This window comes from Flavobacterium sp. M31R6 (assembly GCF_013284035.1).
In the GTDB taxonomy this organism is placed as follows: Bacteria; Bacteroidota; Bacteroidia; order Flavobacteriales; family Flavobacteriaceae; genus Flavobacterium.
Genome location: NZ_CP054141.1, coordinates 1233469 through 1258443 on the forward strand (window position 1 = coordinate 1233469; position 24975 = coordinate 1258443).

Genomic DNA, 24975 nt, shown 5'->3' on the forward strand with positions numbered 1-24975 from the left:
ATGAAAAAAATAAATTATATAAGTATCGCTTTTGTCTTTCTGATTGGATTAGCTACCCAAGCCCAAACCAAGGCATGGACTTTGGAAGAATGTGTAAGATATGCCGTAAAAAATAATATTTCCATAAAAAATACCGAACTGGACACGCTTTCTGCCAGTATTGATAAAAGAGGTGCTTTTGGTAAATTTTTGCCAAGCGCTAATTTAAGTGCAAGTCATTCTTGGAATATTGGTTTGAATCAGGATATTACAACTGGGCTTTTGAGAAATCAGACTACTCAACAAACGGGAGTTGGTGCGAATGTTGGCGTAGATGTATATAAAGGAATGCAAAATCAGAACACTATGCGAAGAGCCAATCTTTCTATTGTAGCTTCCAAATATAAATTATTGAAAATGCAAGAAGACATTGCTTTGAATGTTGCCAATGCTTTTTTACAAGTGCTTTTTAATAAAGAAAATTTAAAAGTACAACAAGAGCAATTGGGGATTAATGAAAAGCAATACAAACGTTCTGAAGAATTGGTTAAAGCGGGATCTATTCCTCGTGGTGATTTATTAGATGTAAAAGCAACGGTAGCTACCAACAAGCAAAATGTTATTAATGCTGAGAACGCTTTATTGATATCTAAATTGAGTTTAGCTCAATTATTACAATTAAAAGAATTCTGGGATTTTGATGTAATTGATGATACTAATATTAATGATGAGAATAATATTATGTCGGAAAAGCCGATTGATATTTATGCAAAGGCAAAAGAAAGTAGAACAGAATTAAAAATTGCTAAAACCAATCTAGAAATTGCTGAGAAAGATGTAGCTATTTCGAAAGGGGCTTTTCAACCAACCTTAACCGCTTTTTATGGTTTTAATAGCCGTGTTTCTTATGCAGATACTTTTAATGTTCAGACGGGTCAGACTCAGCCAGCAGACCCTCCTTTCCAGCAATTAAATGATAACAAAGGACAAAATTTTGGACTGCAATTAAATGTTCCTGTTTTTAATGGATGGTCTGTTAGAAATAATGTAGATCGTAATAAAGTTAATTTAGAAAAGTCTAAAATTGCAATGGAAAAAGCAGATTTAGATTTGCAAAGAAATGTTTATACCGCTTTTACGGATGCAAAAGGAGCTATGAATGCGCATGAATCTGCGATTGTTGCTCTTGAAGCCAGAGAAGGAGCTTATAATTATGCAAAGGAAAAATATGCTGTGGGCTTGATGAATTCTTTCGATTTCAATCAATCGCAAACTTTGTTAACCAATGCTCAGTCAGAAGTGATAAGAACTAAGTATGACTATATTTTCAAAATAAAAATATTAGAATTTTATTTTGGAATTCCAATTGACCAAATCATGAAAAAATAATACCATGTCAAAAAAAACAATATACATTATAATAGGAGCTGCAGTAGTAATTATTGGAGCACTAGTAGGTCTTTCAAAAGCTGGAGTTATCGGGAATAAAGATAAAGGCAAAGAAGTAGAAATTGCCAATGTTGAAACCGGTACAATAGTCGAAACTGTTTCGGCAACAGGTAAAATTCAACCCGAAATCGAAGTTAAAATCGCTTCGATGGTTTCTGGTGAGATTATAGATTTGCCAATCAAAGAAGGGCAAGTGGTAAAAAAAGGAGAATTATTGGTAAAGATAAATCCTGATTTATATACTTCTGGATTGAATAGAAGTGTCGCTAATTTGTCTGGCTCCAAAGCAGGTTTAAGTCAATCTGATGCGTCGTTTAATGAGGCTAAGGCCAATTATGAAAGAAATAAGACATTGTTTGAGAAAGGAATTATTTCCAAATCAGACTGGGACAAGGCTGTTTCTTCTTTTGAAGTGGCAAAAGCGAACAAGCAATCAGCATATTATAATGTGCAAAGTGCATCTGCAACTGTAAATGAAGCTAAAGATAACTTGGGAAGAACAGTGATTTATGCTCCGGCAGACGGGACAATATCGGTATTAAATGTAGAGCTTGGTGAAAGGGTTTTGGGAACGCAACAAATGGCTGGAACTGAACTTTTAAGAGTGGCGAATTTAAACAATATGGAAGTTGAAGTGGATGTCAACGAAAATGATATTGTAAAAATAAAAGTGGGAGATTTGGCCAATGTTGAAGTTGATGCCTATTTGAAAAAACAATTCAAAGGAGTTGTAACTAGTATTTCCAATTCGGCAAGTACAGCTTTAACAGCAGATCAGGTGACTAATTTTAAAGTAAAAGTTAGAATTTTAAAAGAATCCTACCAAGATTTAGTGGTTGGCAAGCCAGCTTCTTATTCTCCATTCCGACCAGGGATGACTGCTACGGTAGATATCATTACGACAACCAAAACAAATGTGGTCCATGTTCCTATCAGTTCGGTTGTTGTGAAGTCTGATACAACTGCAGTAAAAGTGGGTAAAATGGATGGTCCAGATGAAGGCGACAAGAAAGCAGCTCCAAAAAGTGATAAAAAACTAGAATGTGTTTTTGTGAAAGTTGGTGATAAAGCCAAAATCAGAATTATAAAAACAGGAATTCAAGATGACACCAATATTGAAGTGATGTCTGGTCTTAAAAAAGGTGATGTAGTTATCACGGGCCCTTACACTACGGTTTCGAAAGATCTAAACTCTGGTGACAAAGTATTTGTGGCAACGGAAGAAAAGAAAAAATAGTTTTTGTTTTCAATAAAAAAAGAGAGGCGTCCTGAATTTTCAGGACGCTTTTTTGTTATAGTCAGATTGTGAAATTAGCCAAAACGTCAAATATGACGTTTTTTGGAGGTTTGGTATTCTTTGAAGATTGCAAAAATACCAAATCTTTCCCTTTAGCCCCGATTACAGTGGAAATCCTTATAAGCCGGGGTTTGGCTTATAAGATTGCAACGAAAAGCGGGACTGTGTTTCCAAAAATGCCAAATCTCTCTGCTTCAAAATTTATAATTGAACTCACGTTTTAAATAAAGGATTTACCAAAAATCGGTGTAAATTTGCAACCGAATCAATTATTTGATGTTTTTGGATTTATAAATCTAAAATCTGCAGTCTATAATCTAAAATCTAAAAAAGTGTCTTATATTCTCAACATTGAAACCGCTACCAAAAATTGTTCTGTTGCTTTGGCAAAAGATGGAAAAACAATATTGTGCAAAGAAATTGCTGAAGAGGGCTATTCCCATGCAGAACGGTTGCATGTTTTTATTGAAGAAATTATCAGTGAAGCTGGAATTACTATGAAAGATTTGGAAGCTGTTGCGGTAAGTCAGGGGCCAGGATCTTATACCGGATTGCGTATTGGGGTTTCGGCAGCCAAAGGCTTGTGTTACGCTTTGAATATACCATTAATTGCAATAGATACTTTGCAAACATTAGCTTCAAGAGTTTCAGTAACAGACGGTGTAATCGTACCTATGATTGACGCTCGTAGAATGGAAGTGTATAGTGCTATTTTTTCTGCTTCTTTAGAAAAAAAACGAGAAGTTTTGGCCGAAATTATTACCGAAAATTCTTTTGGAGACATTCAGGAGAAAATATATTTTGTTGGTGATTGTAATGAGAAATGCAAAGGCGTTTTAGCAAAAGATAATTTTGTGTTTTTGGACGATATTAAATATCCCTCGGCCAATGAGATGAGTGCTTTAAGTTTTGATAAATATAAAAAAAGCGACACTGTTGATGTCGCCTATTTTGAACCTTATTATTTGAAAGACTTTTTAATGACCATACCGAAAAAATAGCCGTCTTTTTTGTTATTGTGGTTTATTACTTCTGGATAATTCGGTAACATACGGTTGAAAAGTAAGTCCTTCAGCATCAAAAGCCAATTTGCAGTTTTCCAAAGTGTCTGAAACTACAGTTCCATAATCTTCGTTTTTTGCCCAAGGCCTTACAGCCAGTTGAATGGCGTTGTCTGTTAAATTTTTAACCGATACTTCTGCAATAGGAGAAGTTAATACTTTAGGATTGTTTGCCAGTACCTTAGTTATAATGTCTTTTGCCTTTTTTAGGTCAGTGTCATAAGATAAAGCGATGGTTAAATCGGCTCTTCTGGATCCTTGCATCGAATAATTGATGATTGTTCCATTTGACAAAGCGCCATTTGGAACAAAAATGGTTTGATTATTAGAGGTGATTAATTTGGTTACAAAAATTTGAATTTCCTGAACCGTTGCCAAAACTCCTTGTGCTTCTATAGTATCTCCAACTTTAAAAGGTTTGAAAAGAATAATGAGCATTCCTCCAGCAAAATTGGATAATGAACCTTGCAACGATAAACCAACGGCAAGTCCCATTGCTCCCAGAATTGCCACAAATGAAGAAGTTCCTATTCCTAGTTTGTCGATGAAAGTCACAAATAATAATACTCTTAAAACCCAAAGTAAAATGTCGGCAAGAAATTTGGTAAGTGTAGGATCCAAATCTCTTTTGACCATTATTTTTCGAATAAGTCTATTGATTATTCGGATGGCATAGAGTCCGACAAATAAAATGATAACAGCCGAAACAACCTGTGGGGAATATTCAATAAGTTTTGTTATAAAAGTATTGGCGTAGCCGGCGATGTAATTTGGATCTAAAATCATATTATAATTCATAAAAAACCTTCTCAAAGGAGAAGGTTATAAGTTGAATTGCAAAAATACGAATTTAATATTTTTATAAAAAGCTATTCCGATTCTTCTTCAGTTTTATTTGGGTTTTCTAGTTTTTTTGAGTCTGAAGTATTTGCTTTTTCTTTTAGATTGTTTATGGCTTCAGTGCCTTTTGCTTTGGCATCTTCAATTATTGATTCGGCTTTTTCAATTAAGGGTGTAGCAACTTCTTTTGCTTTTGCTACGGCATCTTCTACAAATTCTTCCGCTTTCTCTACATGAGGAGTTGCGGTTTCTTTTGCTTTGGAAATCGTTTCTTCAACAAAAGTTTCTGCTTTTTCTAGTATTGGAGTTGCGGTTTCTTTTACTTTGGATATAGTTTCTTCTACAATTGCTTCCGCTTTTTCCATATAGGGTGTGGTAGTTTCTTTTGCTTTTGTTACGGTGTCTTCTAGAAAAGTTTCTGCTTTTTCTACATATGGTTGGGCTGCTATTTTGGTTTCTTCAATAGCAGATTCCGCTTGGTCTACAATTTCGTTTGCAGTTTCTTTGGCTGAGCCAAATAAATTCTTGAAAAATGATGATACTCCCATGGTTTTACTTTTTAGTTAAGAACTCAAAAGTAACCTTTTTTTTAAGAATTTTGAATGAAATAGAATGTAAAATATTGAAAATCAATTCAATTTTTTAAAACAGCTGATTTGTATTAGATTTAAGAATAGTGCTTTTTATAAAAAGCGTTGTAGTTGAAATTTGTTCTTTTGATATAAAAAAAGCGTTCCATTTCTGAAACGCTTTTGAATAAATTTTACATTTTTTAAACAGCTTCGACCTTGATTCCTTCATCATTTAACATGCTTTTTAACATGTTTTCGATACCGCTTTTTAAGGTAAAAGTAGAAGATGGACATCCATTACAAGCTCCTTGCATGATTACTTTTACTGTTTTGGAAGATGCGTCATACGAATCAAAAAGTATATTACCACCATCTGCAGCTACAGCGGGTTTTACATATTCTTCTAAGATATTGATAATTTTTTGAGACGTTTCGTCAAGTGAATCAAATGATTCGTCTTTTGTTTTTTCGTCTTTAATAATTGTTTGAATTAAATTTTCGTCAAGGACTGTACCTCCGTTTTCAATGAATTGCTTGATGAAAGTTCTCAATTCCATCGTGATATCTTGCCATTCATTGATGTCGTATTTAGTAACGGAAATATAATTTTCGTCGATAAAAATTTCTTTTACATATGGAAATTTAAATAATTCGGTTGCCAATGGTGAAGGTCCGCTTTGGTCAATGTTTTTGAATTCAACAGCATTTTTTGTTATCATTTTATTGACAACAAATTTTAGAGCAGATGGATTAGGGGTAGATTCCCCGTAAACAGTAACAGGCTGTTTTTTGGTTTTGTTTTCATCAACAGTAATTATAGCTTCTCCTTTGTTTACATAAGCTTCAATTTGTTCGGCTACTGCTTCTTTTACATCGTCCCATTCTACAATGCTAAATCTTTCAATAGCTATAAAATTACCAGAGATATACACTGTTTTTACAAATGGTAAGTAAAAAAGTTGCTGAGCAAGTGGAGATGATTTTGCCTCATCTATGTTTTTAAATTCGAAGCTTTCATTTTGAGTGATGAAATCTGGGAATTCAAATTTTATAATGGTCGGGTTTTGTGTTTCTTTTATCGTTATTTTAGTCATGATTTGTCGATTTTGTGCAAATTTACTAAAGTTATTTTCTACGATTAACTATATTTGGTATTTTAATGAATAAATTAACAAAAGGTTTTTTATTCCCACTAATTTCATAAAAGGATCCCCTCATGAATTTCAAGATTAGGTCTATAATTACGTTTTTATTTATAAGTTCTTTTGCGTTTTCTCAGGAAGGAATTCCGGTATATTCGGATTATTTATCGGATAATTATTACTTGATTTTTCCATCCATGGCGGGAGCTTCCAATTGTTCTAAACTTAGACTTACAGCCCGTAAACAATGGTTTGATCAGACTGATGCCCCGGCACTTCAAACTTTGAGTTATAATGGTAGAGTGGGAGAAAGATCTGGGATAGGAGCAATCGTTTTTAATGATGTCAATGGGTATCATTCTCAATTTGGTTTCAAGGCTACTTATGCCCATCATATTATGTTTTCCAGAGATGAAGTTGATTTGAATCAATTGTCATTTGGTGTCAACGTTGGGGTCAATCAAAGTCAATTGGACGAAACTGATTTTATGAATTCAGGAGATTATGATCCGGCTCTTGGAAATGTAGTTCAACATGCCTCTTATTTTAATTTGGATATTGGAGCGTCATATAATTTACTTGATTTTAGTTTTAATGCTGTAGTCAAAAATGTTTTGGAAACGAGACAGACTATTTATACCGAATACGAAAGTGACAACTTGCGAAAATTTATCGTTAGTGGAGGTTATGTTTTTGGTAATGCCGACAAAATTTTATTAGAACCTTCGCTTTTGTTTCAATTTGTGGATAAGACGAAAGAGAGTTCATTGGACATGAACTTGAAAGCTTATAAAAATTTGGATATGGGACAATTGTGGGGTGGCTTGTCTTATAGAAGAAGTTTTGATGGAGCTCAGTACAGTAACGGAAGCGGAACGAATAGCCAGAAATTACAATATATTACACCTATTCTTGGGTTTAATTATAAAAACTTTATGTTTGCCTATACTTATACTCATTTATTGGGCGATATTCAATATGAAAGTGGTGGATTTCATCAACTTACTTTGGGTATTAACTTTTTGTGTAAACCTGTAAAATACGATTGTAATTGTCCCGCAATTAATTAATAGTTAAAAGAGAAAATGATAATAAAGGCTGTAAACGGAAAATCACCGGCTATTCCAGAAGATTGTTATGTAGCCGAAAACGCTACTATTGTTGGCGATGTTACTTTTGGTTCGCAATGTAGTGTTTGGTTCAATGCGGTAATTCGCGGAGATGTTCATTTTATTACTATTGGTAATAAAGTTAACATTCAAGATGGAGCGGTTGTTCATTGTACCTATCAAAAACATCCAACCATTATTGGAAATAATGTTTCCATAGGCCATAATGCAATTGTGCATGGCTGTACGATTCATGACAATGTATTAATAGGCATGGGGGCAATTGTTATGGATAATTGCGTTATTGGGAGCAATTCAATTATTGGAGCGGGATCAGTGATTACACAAAATACAATTGTTGAGCCAGGTACCATTTGGGCGGGTGTTCCTGCCAAGAAAGTAAAAGATATTGACCAGTCTAATTTCGCTGGAGAAATAGAACGTATTTCCAATAATTACGTGATGTATTCGAGCTGGTTTAAAGAGGAATAAAACCATTCAGAATTCCACGTTTTACAATCAAATGTTTATTTTTTCAAAGAAGGAAGTTTTATAGCTTTCGCTGATAGGAATCCTTTTTTCGGCAATTAAAACCTTGTTTTTTTGGATCGATTTAACGTGCTTGATATTGATGATATAGGAACGATGGATTCTAGCAAAACCTTTGGATGATAGTAGGTTTTCCAGTTTTATTAAACTAATTAGGGTAAGCGTATATTTATTGTCGGTGGTGTATATTTTGACATAATCTTTCAACCCTTCGATAAATAAAATATCTGCAAAATTAATTTTTACATTTTCATATTCGGCGCGAACGAACATAAAATCATTTTCAATTTCTGGTGTACTTGCTGTAGAAGTTTCTATTGGTAGATTTTTGGGAGCAAAGATTTGTTGAGCCCGTAAAACAGATTTCAGAAAACGGTTAAAAGGAATAGGTTTTACTAAATAATCCACCGCACCAAGATTGAATCCTTCAACAGCATAATTGGAATAAGCAGTCGTAAAGATGATTAAAGGTTTTTTCTCGATGGCATTGATGAAATCAATTCCCGAAAAATGCGGCATTTCGATGTCCAAGAAAATCAAATCAATCTGGGATTGGTTGATTATAGATATGGCATCTATTGCGTTAGTAAATGTGGTAACGAGTTCCAATGAATCGACTCTTCCAACAAATTCCACCAATAAATCTACTGCTAATGGTTCGTCGTCTATAATGACACATTTCATGTTATCTTAAATTATGATGTTGGTACAAAAGCTGAATTTGCTTGCAGTTGAATTTGATCCAGTTTTAAAATCAAATGTACTGAATACTTTGTCTCTGTAGCTGATAGATTTAGCTCATGTGCGTTTGGATAAAGCAAATTAAGTCTGTTTTTAATATTTGACAATCCTATACCTGAGTTTTCAGGATCCTTTTTGTTGTTTTCTATTTTATTTTCGACCCAAAATGTCAATATGTTTTCTTCAATTGTTATAACAATTTTGACATAAGCAGTTCCTTTATAATCGGTCCCGTATTTGAAGGCATTTTCAATAAATGAAATTAATAACATGGGTTCTATAAATTTATTTTTAGTGTCACCATGAATATTTATGCTAATGTTTTCAATGTTGTTGAGTCTTAATTTTTGTAATTCAATATAATTTTTAATGTAATCGATTTCCTTTTCAAGTAAAACCGTTTTATTGTCCGTTTCATAAAGCATGTAACGCATCATTTCGGATAAAGTCACGATAGCATCGGGCACCAAGTCAGATTTTTTATGGGCCAACGAGTAAATGCTATTGAGTGAATTGAATAAAAAGTGTGGATTGGTTTGCTTTCTTAAATAGTTCAACTCCGTAGAAGTTCTTTGGCTTTCGGCAATTAATTTATTTTGTTGGTCATCATAAAACTCAGATAATGTTTTAATTATTGTACTAATGGCAACGATCAAAATATAAAAGAATGAAGGAACAAGTTGAAAGAAAATGGGTTGGTTTCTTCTGTGGATTCTATGTTCTATATTTTTATCTCCGAGCGGTATTTTAGAAAAATTTATTACATTCGGTGGTCTCATTTCTCGAAATTCAGGCATAAAAAACTGGAATCTGCAGAACATAAAAATCACTATCAGAATGAGTAAAATAGTGAAATAATACCCATATTTTTTTTGCAATAACAATTGAGGAACAAGGTATATATAGTTGAGATAAAATAGTACTATTCCAGATATCCATTGTATGTAGAAATCGGTATTGATACGAAATGGGCTTTCATAAAATTGAATAAGTGAGGTACTAATAAAAAAACACCAAATGATACTGTGGATAAGTATTTTGTTTGAGGCATTATTTTTTATTGATACGATATTCATTTACAGTCTTATTTTTAATAAAATTAATTCATTTTTTGTAATCGTTGGCGATTTATTGGCGTTCAATTTTTTTATTACCAATTTCCCTACAGCTATAGCTTCTTTCTCTGTTTGAAAACTTTTGTGCTCACTAATAGCCGGGATGATTGTTTGCTTTATAATTATTTGATTGTTATTTGTAATAGCATATCCCCAGCCATGATTAATCTTTATGGATTGAACATTTAATTTTTTTTCCTTTTGGCAAAAAATAAAAATCAGCAGTCCTATTAAAAATGTAATTATTAATAAATTGAACATATAAGACAAATTCTTCCGGAGTTGTTTTCGGAAGAATTTGCTTTTGCGGTTAGTTATCATCGTCATTTTGCTCCTCGTTTGGTTTAAATTCCCATATATCATCAAAGTACGATGTTCCTGATTTTCCTAACATAACAAAACCTTTCTGTCCGTTGATTGTTATTCCTGTCGCATCCGATCTTCCTGAACCTTCAAGGGCTGTTTTTTCTTTCCAAATGTCTGTTTTGGGATTGTACTCCCAAATGGTATTTCCGCTTTCACCGCAAGTAATATATCCTAAACCATTAATTGCAAAACTGGATGCGTTGGCTCTTTTAATGGAGTAGGTGTCATGATCGCTCTCATCATCATCCAAATCTCTTTTTCTTGTCCAAACATCTGTACTCGGGTCAAATGCCCAAAAATCAACTTGATTGACGCCACTGTTTATTCCTGTACCTAAATAGGCAATGTCATCAATAACAAAAACGGTGGCGTTTCTTCTTTTGTTGCCACTAAATCCATTGACTTGTGTCCAAGAATTATCTGTTGCATTGTATTGGTAAAAATCTTTTAAATAATTGCCATCATATCCTGTTCCGAGATATGCTTTTCCTCCTACTTGAAAACCCACGGCTCCATATCTGGCAGATCCTGTAAAATCTGCTTTTTGTGCCCAAGTATTGGTGTCTGGATTGTATTCAAAAAAGTCTTTTAATTTATTGGTTCCGTCATAGCCCAGACCGACGTATCCTTTTCCATTTAATTCAAAACCTGATCCAGAACTTCTTGCAATACCTATAAAATCGGCCTTTTGCTCCCAATAATCTCCATCGGAATTGTAAGCCCATAAATCATTTAAATATTCGTCTCCTGTGTAACCTGTGGTTACATATGCATAAGTTCCTATTACGAAGCTTGTCGCACTAGATCGTGCCGGCCCATCAAATGCTGATTTTTTTATCCAGTTTCCTAGTTTGTCTTCTGTGTCATCATTGCTGCAACTGATTGAAATTAAACCGATGAGTAACGTGCTAAGAAATATTCCTTTTTTTAAATGTTTCATAATGTGCATGGTGTTTATTAAAGTTTGTATTTTATACTAATAGAAAAGATGCCTCCATTTTTTAAGGTTTGATTCATCTCGTTTGTTCTATTTTCATCAGAAAATTTAAATTCTTTGTTTGATGAATAGCCACCTTTGAGACTGACATACCAAGAGGTCTCCATATTCCTTTCGAATTGTAATGTGGTTTCTATTTGAGAGAAGCCCAATTTTGTAATGGCATTTGTATCATCCGTTGCAATAGGAGAATATAGATTGTAACTGCTTCCGCTAAAGTCATTGTTTAGGCTGAATTTATTTCGAATCGAATTGGAATAGGCTAGTTCCGAATTTGGAAATCCTAATTTTAAATAAGTTTCATTGTTGAATTTATGATTGAATGAAAACGTTGGAAGTATTTCGGGTTTACCAAAAACGGTCATTCTTTTTATTCCCAGATCTATACTATTATTTTTATTTAATGATTGACTAAGTTCAATACCTCCTAATATGCTTATGTCTGAAATGTCAAAATTACCTTCATAATTAGCTGTTGGCTCTATTGCTATTTTCAACTTTGTTTTTTCTGCTATTTGGTGAGAAAATTCAAAAATGTTTTCAAAACCAATAAAGTGAGTGCTACTATAATTTGTAACATAATTTTTTAATAGATAGGTTTCAATTTCATCTGTAACTGTTGTGCTTTTGTATTTAAAAGTATTCGTCAATTTATTTTTAGTTCCAATGTCTTTAAAAAAGAATATCCCAATTCCAGTTTGTTTTATGGAACCATTTTCTATCGGTTCGGTTTTTATGTTCAAATCAATTGTGAATCCTTTTTGTGCATAAACACTAAATATTGGAATCAAAATAAAAATCTTCGTAAAGTTGTTTATTCTCATTATTTAATTATTGGTCCAAAAGTAGTTGTGTTGCCAATGAATAAAAAAGAATATATATGCATGGGTTTATTCTATAGACAAACGGGCTATTATTAAAGGTGAATCTAGTTTTGGAACAGTATAGTAAGTCATAGACAGTTTATCACTTTTTATAGATTGAATAACCCGAACAGTATATGTTATTAGGACTGCAGTAACGAGCGCTTATATATTTGCCCAAAAAATTAAGTATGTACAAGTTTTTGATTTTGATGTTTTTTGGGTTATTAATATTCTCTTGTGATTCTGATGTTGATGCTGGCGAATTTGTTGTAGGAGCAGATTATCTAGCCTTAAAAAATAAAGTGCTCTCAATAGATACGGTCACCGTTGATGTTTCTACCATAAAGCTGGATTCTTTGGTTACTTCTAATGAAAGTAGAATCTTGGTAGGGAATTATGATGATCCTCTTTTTGGGAAAGTGAAGTCGGATAGCTATTTCCAGGTTTCTGCATCTTCATTTAATATTTACCGTGGAAATTCCGATACAGAGGCAACAGGTTATGTATTTGATTCCATTGCGATGATTCTAAGATATGATAATTACTATTATGCTGATACTACCAAAGTTCAGACTTTAAATATTCATAGGGTAATCAAAAAGTTCAAACCCAATGTGAATGATATAAGCTTTTATAGTAATTCTGCTTTAGAGTATAATTCTGCGAGTTTAGGTACAATAACTTATAGGCCAAAGCCAATAGGCAGGGATAGTATCAATATTAAATTGGATAATGAATTTGGATTGGAGCTTTTTAATAAGTTTAAGAATAATGAAATTACTACTTCCAGTGATTTTACAGAATATTTAAAAGGTTTTGTAGTTACTTCAAGTTCTAATACTTCAGGTAGTGTGATTGGATTCAATTTGTCTAGTGTACTTCGATTGTACTATTCCAAAGGGAAAGGAGGTACCGAAGATTTTCATAAAATGGATTTTACTGTTTTGGATGCCACTAAGCAGTTTAACTCAATTTCATCAGATAGGTCAGGAACTTTAATTAATGATTTGCCATTGTCAAAAATGAATTTATCCAGCCAATATACTGGTAATGCTGGATTCATTCAATCTGGTACGGGAATAGTCTGTCGTGTCGATTTTCCAAATATAAAACAACTAAAATACCTTGCAGCAAAAGGAGCCATAGTCGATGCAAAGTTAATAATGAAACCCGTCAAGAATTCGTATTCGAAAATGTGTCCATTGCCAGAGAAATTAAGTGTTTATGTAGTTGATAAGTTGAATCGAATAAAAACGTCGCTTACAAATTCGAGTGGTGAGAGTATGGTTGCAACTTTAAATAATGAGAATGATGAATTTGATGAAAGTGTGAGTTATCAACTGTCGCTAGGTTCTTTTTTGCAAAAAGAAATGCTGAAAGAGTCGGATTCGAAGAGTGGTTTAATCTTTACGTTACCTATTTTATCCAAAGTTGTAGATAGAGTTGTATTGGGGGACCAGACCAATAAAGAAAGTGAAATGAAATTACAAATCTATTATATAACGTATTAAATGAAAAAGAGTTGCCCTTTTTTGGTTTTAGTGTTTTTTTCTTCCTTTATTGCTTACTCTCAAAGTATTGCTACTTCGCCCTACTCGCTTTATGGATTGGGAAGTTTGTATGAAGCTAATTTTGGATTAATTCCATCTCTTGGTACTGCCGGCATAGCATTGCCTTCGGATAATTTTATCAATAACAAAAATGCAGCTTCACTTGTTAATATTCCGGCGAATAATTTCTTTTTTGAAGTGGGAGGTAAAGGCATTCAATCCTCTTTTGAAGATAATCTAAAAAAAGAAAATCGGAACAATTTTCAGTTTTCCCATTTTGCTTTTGCCTTTCCTATTAATAATAAATCGGCAGTTAGCGTTGCTATGATGCCTTATTCCAGTTCTTCTTTTAAAATTTCTGGATTAAAAATACCGATACTGGATAGTAGTAATGAGTATTATTATTTGAACGTAATGGGGACAGGTGGATTGAATAATTTGGATTTTTCGTATGCCTATAAATTGAGCAATAAAGTATCCTTAGGTTTTTCTGCCTCAGTCCTTTTTGGGAATACAACTGATGAAAGGACGTATGAAATCAATAGCTCAGTTACCAGTATAGATAAAAAAGTAAGTTATAGTGGTATTCGACCTATTTTGGGGTCACAATTCAAAATGAACCCGTCGTTGACTTTTGGATTAAATGTAAAATCGCCAACACGTGTAAATGCAACCAAAATTCAATCTGTTACTGTTGTAAATGGTACCGGTACTTCTACTTTGGAGACAGATGAAAAATCCAATACAGACGATTTTTATTTACCTTTAGAAGTAGGGGTTGGTTTCAATAAAGCCTTTAAAAACAAACTAAGTATAGCTTTTGATTACGAGAAAAGATTTTGGGATGCTACCAATCAATCCGATATGTATGGTAATTTTTCCAATCAAGAAAAGTTTGCGTTGGGATTGTCTTATCAAAAAGCAAAAGCATCAAGAAGTTATTTTGACCGAATAAAATATGCTGCAGGGGTTAATTATGACACGGGATATTTGGAAGTGGACAATAAAAAAATTGAGGATAAGAATTTTTCAATTGGAGCTTCACTGCCATTAGATCATCTATCTTCGGCTTTGTTTATTTCCTATACTTATGGACAAAAAGGGCAAATAACCAATTCATTGGTTCAAGAAAATTATCATAAACTAACTTTGAATCTTAATTTAGATGGTATCTGGTTTGTTAGGAAAAAGCTAGAATAGTTTAGAAATCCTTTTCTTCAACTTGGTATTTGTTTTCTAAAATTTCAGTTAAAACTTTTGGATTGGTGTTTGTGTAGAAAATTGGAGCGGTGCTTTTGGCTGTTGAAAAGCCTACCTTGTCTCTAAGTATGTTTTGAGTTTGTTTGGCAACAGCCTCTCCAGAATCAATGATGTGAATGTGTTCCGGAAGGATTTTTTTTATTTGTGGAATTAAATAGGGGTAATGACTGCAACCCAATACGAGATAGTCAATATTGGCTTCAATCATTGGAGTTAAATAAGAATTAAGTAATTCGGTCATTTCCGGAGAATTGATTTGACCATCTTCGATTAATTGAACCAATCCATAGCCTATTTGCTCGATGATTTTGATGTCTTGATATTTTTCTGTGGTCTTATTGAAAAGTTCACTGTTCAAAGTCCCTTTTGTGGCCAAGATTCCTATTGTTTGAGTTTTGGAGTGTGTTGCCGCAGGTTTTATGGCAGGTTCAATACCAATAAACGGAATGGAGTATTTTGCTCTTAATTCTTGGATAGCATTGGTTGTTGCAGTATTGCAGGCTACCACAATTAGCTTGCAGCCCATTTCAATCAATAAATCTGTGTTTTTCATGCTTAAAGCAATGATTTCTGCTTTTGATTTTTGCCCATAAGGGGCATTTTTGCTGTCGGCTAGGTAGATTGTTTGTTCATTTGGCAGTAAATCATGAATGGCTTTCCAGATGGAAGTTCCTCCAATTCCAGAATCAAAAACACCAATTGGTCTATCGTTTGTCATGGTTGCAAATTTAAAAGCTATAGTCTAAATATACTATATTTTTTTTTGTAAAAAAAAACTGCTCACACCAATATTTTGGAGGAGCAGTTTGTGATTGATTTATTTTAGATTAAAAACCTAAGTCTTTTTTCACGTCAACAGTGATGTTTGTTCCATCAGCAAGTAAAAGTGTAGATCCGTCAAGAACATATTGGAAACCTTTAGCTTTTCCTACTTTTTGTATAGAAGCTTTTACTTTTTCCATAATTGGCTTAACAATTTCTTCTTGTTTTGTCTGTAATTCTTTTTGAGCATTGTCTCTAAAGTCAACAATTCTTTTTTGCATATCTTGAACTTCTTTAGAACGTTCTTGATTTACGGCCTCAGTAACTGTTGCAGATTCAGCTTCGTACTTTTTTAATTTTGCTTGGTATTCTTCAACCATCTTTTTGTAGTCTGCATCATAAGTACCACTCAATTTCTCCAATTGTTTTTGGGCATCAAGCATAGCAGGCAATTTAGACATGATTTCATTTACATCAACGTGAGCTACTTTTGTTTGAGCATTTGAAATTTGAGTTGCACCTAAAAATAGTATCGCAGCAATTAGTAAAGTTTTGAATTGTTTCATTGTTTTAAAATATTTAATAATTAGAATTTGTTTAGTTGTTTTATTTTAATTTTTCTTCATTAGCTTTTTTCAAAGCTTCTCTGTCTTGAATTTCTTTTAGTCTTTTCTCTTCAGCTGCTTTTTTTGTAGCTTCTCTTTCTTCAAGTATTTTTTTTCTTTTTTCTTCTAGCGCTTTTTTACGCTCTTCTTGTATATTTGGCTTAACCTCTTCGGTTGTCGTTTTTGTTGTAGTTGTGTTCTCAGTTGTATTTGGTGTGAAAGTATTTACTCCCTCAGTTTTAACAGGTGCAACAACTGTGCCATTTTTTTTCGCTTCTCTTTCGGCTAGTAATTGTTTTCTTTTTTCTTCGTATTGTTTGCGAGCTTCTTCTTGAGCCGCTTTTTTATCAGCGACCAATTTTTCTCGAGCGGCTTTTTTATCTAATAATGCTTTTTCTCTTTCGGCTAGAACAGGATTTTCGTCTAATTCGTCTTCTTTATTCTCTTTAGCCTCTTCTTCTTTTTGCTGTTTTTTGGTTAATTGTTCTCTTTTTTCTGTTCGATTTAATACCCGAATCACTTGATCACTAATATCAAATCTTTTTGCGGCAAAAAGAATGGTTAAATGTGAAGATTTGTCAAATATAAAGTCATATTTTTTGGCCTCAGCTATATCTTGAACAGCTGTGAAAACTTGATCTTGTATAGGCTTAACTAATCCGGCTTTTTGTATTATTAAATCCCCATTAGGGCCAAATCTTTTTTGCTGATAATCTAATTTTTCAGATTCGAGGAACTTTATTTCCGTTTCTCTTTCTTCAATTAATTCGGCTGTCAACAATGGTTTTTCAGCTTTTAAAGCTTCGGTCAGTTTGTTAATTTCTAATTTTTTAGCCTCGATTTCTTGTTTCCATTTCTGTGCTTTTTGTTCTAATTGTGCTTTGGCCTCTATATAGTCTGGTACATTTTGCAATATGTATTCCATATCAATGTAGCCTACTTTATTTCCTTTGGTTTGAGCCTTTACTGTCGTTAAAACAATAAGGGATAAAATTATAAATAAAAATTCTTTTCTCATAATTTTTAATTTTAGAAATTTTAAACCAAATTTATTTAAAACTGCTGACCTATGATGAAATGCGTTTGCCATCCACTTGGTTTTATGGCTCCAGGAACAGCATCGAATCCATAACCAAAATCGATACCCAACAAACCAAAAGCAGGCATAAATACCCTTAAACCGACACCCGTTGAACGAGCCAAATTAAACGGTTGGTAATCAGATAATGAAGCGTATGACTGTCCGGCTTCTGCAAAGGTCAAAGCATAAATAGATGCTGATGATTTCAATGTAATCGGATAACGTAATTCTAATGAAAACTTATTGTAAACAGTAGCACCATAAGCATCTCCACTTGAACTTGCAGGAGTCAAAGCTCCATTTTCATATCCTCTTAGCTGTATGTTTTGTCTTCCATCAATCGAGCTTCCTGCCATTCCGTCTCCTCCCATGTAGTATCTTTCAAAAGGAATAACTCCTCTGTCTTGATTGTAAGCTCCTAAAAATCCAAATTGCATTAAAGTACGTAATACTAATTTTTTATATAAAGTAGTAAACCAGTCTCCTGTAAATTGTACTTTGTAATATTCTAACCATCTGTATTTTTCTTGATCCACTTTTGCAGGATCAGCAACTGCATCTTGATAATTGTCTACTTTATTAGAGACATATGATGAACTTGGGTATTTATCCAAATAATCTCCAGCATTTACAACCCTATCATTGTTATCTACATAGGAATTTCCAGAGTAAATATATTTATATTTTTGCTGATCTCCTAATGTTGCATAATCCGTGCCAGTAATTAGGGAATAAGGAAGTGTAAACTCACCATTTACTGAAAATTCAGCACCATAAGTTGGGAATATAGGGTTGAATCCTTTACTGTTTCTGGTAAGACCCACAGAATAGGATAAATTTCTAGATGTCCCATTTGCAAATGTAAATAATCCGTAAAGATAATTATGCAAATCGTATTGTTGGTAACTGATAGATTGTGACAGCGTGAAGAAATCATCAGGCACTGTCAATCTTTTTGCCATTCCAACAGACAAAGAGGTGATATTGATGTATTTTGATTTATCTACCTTTTGCATTTGGTAGTTAGAACTGTATTGTTGGCTAAATGCAAATGAACTACTAAATTGGATTGGTTTTTTTCCTCCAAACCAAGGTTCTGAAAACGATAAACTATAGGTTTTGTAGTAAGAACTTGCTTGAAGACGTAAGGCTACTTTTTGTCCATCTCCCATAGGAAGTGGGTGATAGGCATCTTTGTTGAATAAATTTCTTGCCGAAAAGTTATTGAAAGACAATCCCAAAGTTCCTACGAAACCACCTCCGCCATATCCTCCTTGAAGTTCAATTTGGCTAGCTCCTTTTTCTACAACATGATATTCGATGTCTACAGTTCCGGCACCAGAATCAACATTTTTGAATTGAGGATCGATTTTTTCAGGATCAAAAAATCCTAATTGTCCAATCTCTCTAATGGTTCTTACTAATTCTCCTTTGTTGTATTTTTCTCCGGGTTTTGTTCTTAATTCTCTATAAATTACTTCATCGTTGGTTTTGTCGTTTCCAACAACAGTGATTTTGTTGAAATATGCGATTGGGCCTTCGGTAACTCGGATTTCAAAATCAATTACATTATCAGTTGTTTTTGTTTCTACAGCATTTATGCTTGAAAACAGGTATCCGTTATTTTGGTATAAATTGGTAATGTCTTCTCCGTCTGGTTTAGATTTGTCTGCAATCCTTTCTTGAAGAAGTACACCATTATATACGTCTCCAGTATGGATACCTAACATACTTCTTAGCCCTTCGTCAGAGTAAACGGTATTTCCGATAAATTTAATATTTCCAAAATAGTATTTAATTCCTTCTTCTACTTTAATTTTTATGTAGATGGCATTTTTTTCTTTATTATATGTAACAGAATCCCCTAAAATACGGGCATCACGATATCCGATTTTTTTATAGTCATTAACTATCTTTTCTAAGTCTTCTTGGTATTTAGCTTCAATGTATTTTGATCGCTTCAAAACATGTAAGAAATTTTTTTCTTTGGTGTTTTTCATGGATCCAAGTAGTTTGCTACTTGGAACATTTTTATTGCCTTCAAAATCAATTTTGTAAATTTTGACTTTCTCCCCAATATCAACTTTTACAAGCATGTTTACTTGATTCTTGGTTAGGGTCGTATCTTTTGAAGTGGTTATGTAAACTTTAGTATTGAAAAAACCATCTTTCTTGTATTTTTTTTCAATGTAGTTTTTTGTTGTGGTAATTAAGTTTTCGGTTACAATTTTACCATTGGTTAAGCCATTGTCTTTAATGAAAGATTCCGTTTTGCTTTTGGAAACACCAACAAATTTTACTTCATTGATTTTTGGTAATTCTTTAATATTCAAATCTAGGTAAATGCTGTCATTTTCAATTCTATTTACATAAAATGAAATTTCATCAAAAAGACCCAGCTTTCCTAATTTTTTTATTGAACTACTTATTTGTTCTCCCGGAACTGTAATTTCTTGTCCTTTTTCCAATCCAGCAAAAGTAACTACAGTTTGAGGATTGAAACTAATATCTCCAACTACTTTTACATCTGCTAATATGTATTTTTTACCTTGGTCAAATGGTACTCTGTCTTGGGCTTTAATTTGAGTGAAAGTTCCTAAAATTAAAAAGGTAAGGACTAGTTTTATGCTTTTATGTAACACTAAAAAATTATTTAATTTGTTCACTTGTTTTTCCAAATCGACGTTCTCTTTTTTGATAACTAATGATAGCCTCATGTAAATCTTGTTCTTTAAAATCGGGCCATAATACATCAGTAAAGTATAATTCTGCATAGGCTATTTGCCATAGCAAAAAATTACTTATTCTGTGTTCTCCACTAGTTCTTATTAATAAATCAACATCCGGTAAATTATGCGTGTAAAGATGCTCATTTATAATTGAATCGTCAATACTGTCTATTGAAATTATATTATTTTTAACTTTATCGCTTATTATTTTCACAACATTTACTAATTCTTCCCTAGATCCGTAGCTTAAGGCGAGAGTTAATGTCATTTTCGTATTGTCTTTTGTTTTGTCCAGCACATCAAATAATTGCTTTTGAGCTTTTGTCGGTAATTTTTCTAAATTACCGATAGCGTTCATCTTGATGTTGCCTTCTTGCATTGTTTTAAGCTCTTTCTTTAATGAATTGATTAAAACCCTCATTAAAGTGTCTATTTCAAGCTTGGGCCTATTCCAGTTTTCAGTAGAGAAAGCATATAAGGTTAAGTATTCTACGCCTAAATCCAAACATTCTTGAATTATTTTTTTTACAGATTTTGAGCCGCTCTCATGTCCAAGTGTTCTTAGGAATCCTTTTTGTTTTGCCCAACGACCATTCCCGTCCATAATAATGGCCAAGTGTTTGGGAATATTTTCTGTGTTTATTTCGTCTTTTAACATCTTATTTTAGTCTGCGCAGTAACATGGTTTGTTTCCAAAAGTATAGGTTAATGTTGCTCCTGAGAATACATACCAATCATTATTATTTATATTGCCAAATTTAGGTAAACTACTATTACTTGGATTGCTGCCGTCAAGGTTGTCAGTAAAAGTATATCGAGCTCCAACTTCTAAACCTAAAACGAAACTCCTTGAAAAATTTGTTTTTACGCCAAGGGTCATTGGTATAGCAATTGTACTTTTTGTATTGTTTTTATGTGTAATCCCTGATGTTACATATAAATCATCGTAAAGAACATAGCTTAAGCCAGAATATACATAAGGAGTAAATTTTGGTTTTTCCTCATGTAAATTAAAATCAAAAAAATTAAACTCCAATCCAGCTGATAGCTCTTTTATGTTGTTTACAAAACTATATCCTCTGTTATTTCTTCCAGATTCTTTTGAATCATGGTCGTTTCCGGAGATTTGTGATTGTGTGTAGGAAAATCTATAAGCATGTCTTGGGCTTTTATTCCATTTGTATAAAATACCGAATGCAGGTTCATTTGGAGCAATGTAAGTTGTTGAACCCACATCTCCTATGTAATTACTGCCTCCAAGAAAAACTCCTATTTCATTAATCTGGGCATGAATAGAAGAAAAGGTAAAAAAGCATAAAAATGAAATGAAAATTTTACTCATAAATTATAAAATTGCCTGCAAATATAATAATTATCAATAGGATTCAATACGTATCTTAGGAATACTGTCTTTTTTTAGACCAGATCCCTTTTTTTATATACAAAGGATGTAATAGTAACGACAAAAAAGGAATAATTCGTATAGGGGGAAGTTTTAATTCCTTCTGTCCTCACCCCAAAGTAATTTTGTTCTTAGAGTCTTTAAAAAAGTTTCTTCCGGGATCTCCACCATATTTATTTCGAAATCGGTTTTTTTTATGGTTAGAATAGAATCATTTGCAACACTTGTTATTCTGGAATCCAATGATACTAAATATTGTTGTTCTCTTCCAGAAACTTTTAAACGAACCTCCGTTGTATCAGGAACGACAAGAGGTCTTGCGTTCAAGTTGTGAGGAGCAATAGGTGTTATAACTATACTTTTTACATCGGGTGTCAATATGGGACCTCCACAACTCAACGAGTAACCTGTAGTTCCTGTGGGAGTGGCAATAATAAGACCATCGGCCCAATAGGAATTTAAAAATTCATCGTTCAAATAAGTATCGATGGTGATCATCGATGTGGTTTCTTTTCGACTCACCGATATTTCATTCATGGCAAAGTTGAGTCCTTCTATAGTTTTGTTTTCAGGTGAACACGTCAAGCTTAACAAAGTTCTTTTAGAAATTTTATATTTTTTGTCAATGACAAACTGCATGAAAGCGGCAATGTTTTCTTTTTGTACCGTTGCCAAAAAACCCAATCTTCCTGCGTTTATACCCAAAATTGGGACACCTGAATTGCGAACCAGCGTAACTGCTCTTAAAATTGTTCCGTCACCGCCAATACTGATTAACATATCAAAGCTAGAATCCAATTCATCATTAAAGGAAAAAGTGTTGTATTCTTTTTCTATGATTTTTTTTTCATACAACATGTTTAGGAAATCGGATTCAATAACCATTTCTACGTTATTATTGTTGAAAAACACAAAAATGTCTTTTATGATAGGTTCTGTGCTAACTAAATAATATTGGCCGTAAATAGCTACTTTCATTTCTTTTGGTTTTGATATTTTGTTATTCGTTATTTTGGATTTTAAATGCCTTAATCCAAATAATTACATGTTCAAATATTTGTCTAAATAATCCGAACGTTCTTTTAAACTTTTGATGTAATTGTCTTCGTTATGTTCTGAAATGATGTCGTAGTTATATCTTCTGAAAGTTTGAATAATTTCATTCAATGAACCGACACTGATTTTGATAGTGACTTCAGTAGTATTTACATCGGAATTTGAAATGAAAAGACCTAAAAGTTTACCATTGTTGCTCTCTACAATTTGTACAATTTGACTCATCGAATAATCGATAGTGTTTTTACTCACTATGATGATGGCTCCCTGTTCTTTAAGAAAAGGAGTTTCATGAAAAAATTTAATGATGTCCTCAATTTCATAATAGCCAACATACTTATTATTCTCGTCCAAAATGGGAGCTAAGTTAGTGTGATTTTTGGCAAAAACTTCTAAAACGTCTAGCCAAATCATGTCGGTTCTGGCAAAAAAATGTTCAAGTACATATTTGTAGTCATTGACTTTTTTATCACTGTCAAAAGTTTCAATGTCATCTGCGGCGATACTTCCAATGAAAATCCCCTCTTCGATGACAGGAAAATGGGAAAAGGTTAAGTCACCAAAAAAGTCTTGAACTGACCCAATAGTTTCTTGAGCATCAATTGCTTTGTAGTCGTTTGTAATATAGTCTTTTAAATCTGCCATAAATCTATCCTCAATAATCGATGCAAAATAATCAAAATTATACAAAATCTGCTAGGTTTTACTTTGTATTTTTGTCTTATCAAATATACTTACATATCTATTAATACCTGTTTCTATGACAAAACTTAGCGTTAATATAAATAAAATTGCCACTTTACGTAATGCTCGTGGAGGAAATGTGCCTGATTTATTGAAAGTAGCTACTGATATTCAGCAGTTTGGTGGTCAGGGAATCACGATTCACCCACGTCCGGATGAGCGTCATATTCGCTATCAAGACGCCCGAGATTTAAAATCAATTGTTTATACAGAATATAATATAGAGGGTAATCCTCAGCATAATTTTATCGATTTGGTTTTGGAATGCAAACCAGATCAAGTAACCTTGGTTCCAGATGCTATTGGAGCAATTACCTCTTCTGCAGGCTGGGATACTATAAAAAATCAGTCGTATTTGTCGGAAGTTATTCAAGAATTTCAACGAAACGGAATTAGGACTTCGATTTTTGTTGATCCAATTTCTGAGATGATAGATGGTGCTAAAAAAACAGGTACGGATAGAATTGAATTATACACTGAAGCTTTTGCGCATCAATACAGTTTAGGAAATGAAAAGGGAATTGACCCTTATGTGAAATCAGCTATTTTGGCTAATGATTTAGGTTTAGGAATCAATGCCGGCCACGATTTAAGTTTGGATAATATTAAGTTTTTTAAACAAAACATTCCAGGATTATTGGAAGTTTCAATTGGGCACGCCCTTGTTTCTGAAGCAATTTATCTTGGTTTGGACAATGTGGTAAATATGTATTTGCAAAAACTAAAATAAGATTTTTGATTTAAGATTAACGAATGATGATTTGTGGTTTTTTATGCCTGTCATCTTCAAATCTAAAATTTTAATTTTCTAATCAAAAAAATAAAAAAATCTAATATTGATTACTGTTTTGGAATGCAGTTTTTACTCTGCAATCTAAAATCTGAAATCTGCAATCTAAAATAATAATGCTCTACTCAAAAATAGAAGGTTCTGGAAGACCTTTACTTATACTTCACGGTTTTCTTGGAATGTCCGATAATTGGAAAACATTAGGAACTCAATTTGTTGCCGATGGTTTTCAGGTGCATCTGTTGGATTTGCGTAATCATGGACGCAGTTTTCATTCGGATGAATTTAGTTATGAAATTATGGTTCAAGATGTTTTTGACTATTGTCAGACAAACGGTCTTGAATCGATTGATATTATAGGTCACTCTATGGGAGGTAAGACGGCTATGCTTTTGGCCACTTCCTATCCAAAATTAGTCAATAAATTATTGGTGGCTGATATTGGTCCTAAGTTTTATGCACCCCATCATCAAGATATACTGGCAGGATTGAATGCTGTGGATTTTTCGGTTAAACCAAGCAGGAATGAGGTTGAGGAAATAATGAAAAAGTATATACCTGATTTTGGGACACGTCAATTTTTGATGAAAAGTTTATACTGGCAAGAACCAGGTCAATTGGCTTTCCGATTTAATTTGAACGTTTTCAATAGAAAAATTGATGAAATCGGAAAAGCATTAGCCGAAGGCATGATTTTTGAAAAGCCAACACTTTTTATACGTGGTGGAAATTCTAATTATATACTTGATAGTGATTTTGATGAAATAAAAACTCATTTCCCGTCTTCAACAGTAGCGACAATTCCTAATGTTGGCCATTGGTTACATGCCGAAAACCCTACAATGTTTTATGAATTAGCAAGTGCATTTTTAAAATAATTTAATATAGTATAGAAAATTTATTATATTTATTG

General features: G+C 33.1%; 25 protein-coding genes. 9 read left to right on the forward strand and 16 right to left on the reverse strand.

From position 1 onward, the window contains the following. From HQN62_RS04910 to tsaB, 3 genes are all read left to right on the forward strand, one after another. On the forward strand, positions 1–1368 hold the full coding sequence (locus tag HQN62_RS04910; RefSeq protein WP_116796172.1) for a TolC family protein: 1368 nt from the start codon (positions 1–3) through the stop codon (positions 1366–1368). 4 nt (positions 1369–1372) lie between these two features. Next, positions 1373–2665 carry an efflux RND transporter periplasmic adaptor subunit gene (locus HQN62_RS04915; RefSeq protein ID WP_173503527.1) on the forward strand — a complete coding sequence of 431 codons (1293 nt, stop codon included), beginning with the start codon at positions 1373–1375 and terminating at the stop codon, positions 2663–2665. A gap of 392 nt (positions 2666–3057) precedes the next feature. Then, complete coding sequence (gene tsaB, locus HQN62_RS04920) at positions 3058–3726, forward strand: tRNA (adenosine(37)-N6)-threonylcarbamoyltransferase complex dimerization subunit type 1 TsaB (protein ID WP_173503528.1); 669 nt, start codon at positions 3058–3060, stop codon at positions 3724–3726. 12 nt (positions 3727–3738) lie between these two features. On the opposite strand, the gene HQN62_RS04925 is transcribed toward tsaB, so the two are convergent. The 3 genes from HQN62_RS04925 to HQN62_RS04935 form a co-directional block, all read right to left on the reverse strand. Next, a complete protein-coding gene (locus HQN62_RS04925) occupies positions 3739–4572 on the reverse strand; it encodes a mechanosensitive ion channel family protein (protein ID WP_116796169.1) in 834 nt (277 codons plus the stop codon). Positions 4573–4655: 83 nt separating this feature from the next. Continuing rightward, positions 4656–5174, reverse strand: coding sequence for a YtxH domain-containing protein (locus HQN62_RS04930; protein WP_173503529.1), 519 nt, complete (start codon positions 5172–5174; stop codon positions 4656–4658). Positions 5175–5398: 224 nt separating this feature from the next. Then, entirely contained in the window at positions 5399–6292 is an 894-nt protein-coding gene (locus tag HQN62_RS04935; RefSeq protein ID WP_173503530.1) for a NifU family protein, read from the reverse strand. Positions 6293–6414: 122 nt separating this feature from the next. Here HQN62_RS04935 and HQN62_RS04940 point away from each other — a divergent pair, with 122 nt between their 5' ends. After that, a complete protein-coding gene (locus HQN62_RS04940; RefSeq protein ID WP_116796166.1) occupies positions 6415–7410 on the forward strand; it encodes a PorP/SprF family type IX secretion system membrane protein in 996 nt (331 codons plus the stop codon). A gap of 15 nt (positions 7411–7425) precedes the next feature. Then, complete coding sequence (locus HQN62_RS04945) at positions 7426–7941, forward strand: gamma carbonic anhydrase family protein (RefSeq protein WP_173503531.1); 516 nt, start codon at positions 7426–7428, stop codon at positions 7939–7941. A 27-nt stretch (positions 7942–7968) separates the two neighbouring features. Here the strand turns inward: HQN62_RS04945 and HQN62_RS04950 are convergent, their stop codons facing one another. The 5 genes from HQN62_RS04950 to HQN62_RS04970 form a co-directional block, all read right to left on the reverse strand. Then, the gene (locus HQN62_RS04950) at positions 7969–8682 is read right to left on the reverse strand and encodes a LytR/AlgR family response regulator transcription factor (RefSeq protein ID WP_173503532.1); all 714 of its coding nucleotides are present in this window, start codon (positions 8680–8682) and stop codon (positions 7969–7971) included. Positions 8683–8693: 11 nt separating this feature from the next. After that, the gene (locus HQN62_RS04955; RefSeq protein ID WP_254454483.1) at positions 8694–9518 is read right to left on the reverse strand and encodes a sensor histidine kinase; all 825 of its coding nucleotides are present in this window, start codon (positions 9516–9518) and stop codon (positions 8694–8696) included. 297 nt (positions 9519–9815) lie between these two features. Beyond that, positions 9816–10115 carry a DUF4907 domain-containing protein gene (locus tag HQN62_RS04960; protein WP_254454484.1) on the reverse strand — a complete coding sequence of 100 codons (300 nt, stop codon included), beginning with the start codon at positions 10113–10115 and terminating at the stop codon, positions 9816–9818. A 49-nt stretch (positions 10116–10164) separates the two neighbouring features. Further along, positions 10165–11160: a Kelch repeat-containing protein gene (locus HQN62_RS04965; protein ID WP_173503535.1), complete on the reverse strand. Its 996-nt coding sequence runs from the start codon at positions 11158–11160 to the stop codon at positions 10165–10167. Between the two features lie 17 nt (positions 11161–11177). Further along, a complete protein-coding gene (locus HQN62_RS04970) occupies positions 11178–12041 on the reverse strand; it encodes a DUF6268 family outer membrane beta-barrel protein (protein WP_173503536.1) in 864 nt (287 codons plus the stop codon). A 230-nt stretch (positions 12042–12271) separates the two neighbouring features. On the opposite strand from HQN62_RS04970, the gene HQN62_RS04975 reads away from it, so the two are divergent. Continuing rightward, positions 12272–13594, forward strand: a complete 1323-nt coding sequence (locus HQN62_RS04975; RefSeq protein WP_173503537.1) for a DUF4270 family protein — start codon at positions 12272–12274, stop codon at positions 13592–13594. Further along, positions 13595–14833, forward strand: coding sequence for a BamG family beta-barrel-assembly machinery protein (bamG, locus tag HQN62_RS04980; RefSeq protein WP_173503538.1), 1239 nt, complete (start codon positions 13595–13597; stop codon positions 14831–14833). Between the two features lies 1 nt (position 14834). On the opposite strand, the gene murI is transcribed toward bamG, so the two are convergent. From murI to HQN62_RS05020, 8 genes are all read right to left on the reverse strand, one after another. Further along, entirely contained in the window at positions 14835–15611 is a 777-nt protein-coding gene (murI, locus tag HQN62_RS04985; RefSeq protein WP_173503539.1) for a glutamate racemase, read from the reverse strand. A 109-nt stretch (positions 15612–15720) separates the two neighbouring features. Next, complete coding sequence (locus HQN62_RS04990; RefSeq protein WP_116796157.1) at positions 15721–16221, reverse strand: OmpH/Skp family outer membrane protein; 501 nt, start codon at positions 16219–16221, stop codon at positions 15721–15723. A gap of 40 nt (positions 16222–16261) precedes the next feature. Beyond that, positions 16262–17278, reverse strand: coding sequence for an OmpH/Skp family outer membrane protein (locus tag HQN62_RS04995; protein WP_173505519.1), 1017 nt, complete (start codon positions 17276–17278; stop codon positions 16262–16264). A 35-nt stretch (positions 17279–17313) separates the two neighbouring features. After that, on the reverse strand, positions 17314–20058 hold the full coding sequence (locus tag HQN62_RS05000) for a BamA/OMP85 family outer membrane protein (RefSeq protein ID WP_173503540.1): 2745 nt from the start codon (positions 20056–20058) through the stop codon (positions 17314–17316). Then, the gene (locus HQN62_RS05005) at positions 19991–20728 is read right to left on the reverse strand and encodes an undecaprenyl pyrophosphate synthase (protein WP_116796154.1); all 738 of its coding nucleotides are present in this window, start codon (positions 20726–20728) and stop codon (positions 19991–19993) included. Before HQN62_RS05005 ends, HQN62_RS05000 begins: the two co-directional genes overlap by 68 nt. Before the next feature lie 6 nt (positions 20729–20734). After that, a complete protein-coding gene (porG, locus tag HQN62_RS05010; RefSeq protein ID WP_173503541.1) occupies positions 20735–21412 on the reverse strand; it encodes a type IX secretion system protein PorG in 678 nt (225 codons plus the stop codon). 153 nt (positions 21413–21565) lie between these two features. Then, positions 21566–22450, reverse strand: coding sequence for an NAD kinase (locus HQN62_RS05015; protein WP_116796152.1), 885 nt, complete (start codon positions 22448–22450; stop codon positions 21566–21568). Between the two features lie 63 nt (positions 22451–22513). Further along, the gene (locus tag HQN62_RS05020; protein ID WP_116796151.1) at positions 22514–23173 is read right to left on the reverse strand and encodes a CBS domain-containing protein; all 660 of its coding nucleotides are present in this window, start codon (positions 23171–23173) and stop codon (positions 22514–22516) included. A 115-nt stretch (positions 23174–23288) separates the two neighbouring features. Here HQN62_RS05020 and HQN62_RS05025 point away from each other — a divergent pair, with 115 nt between their 5' ends. Next, positions 23289–24002, forward strand: a complete 714-nt coding sequence (locus HQN62_RS05025; protein ID WP_173503542.1) for a pyridoxine 5'-phosphate synthase — start codon at positions 23289–23291, stop codon at positions 24000–24002. A 176-nt stretch (positions 24003–24178) separates the two neighbouring features. Continuing rightward, complete coding sequence (locus HQN62_RS05030; protein ID WP_173503543.1) at positions 24179–24940, forward strand: alpha/beta fold hydrolase; 762 nt, start codon at positions 24179–24181, stop codon at positions 24938–24940. The last annotated feature ends 35 nt before the right edge of the window (positions 24941–24975 follow it).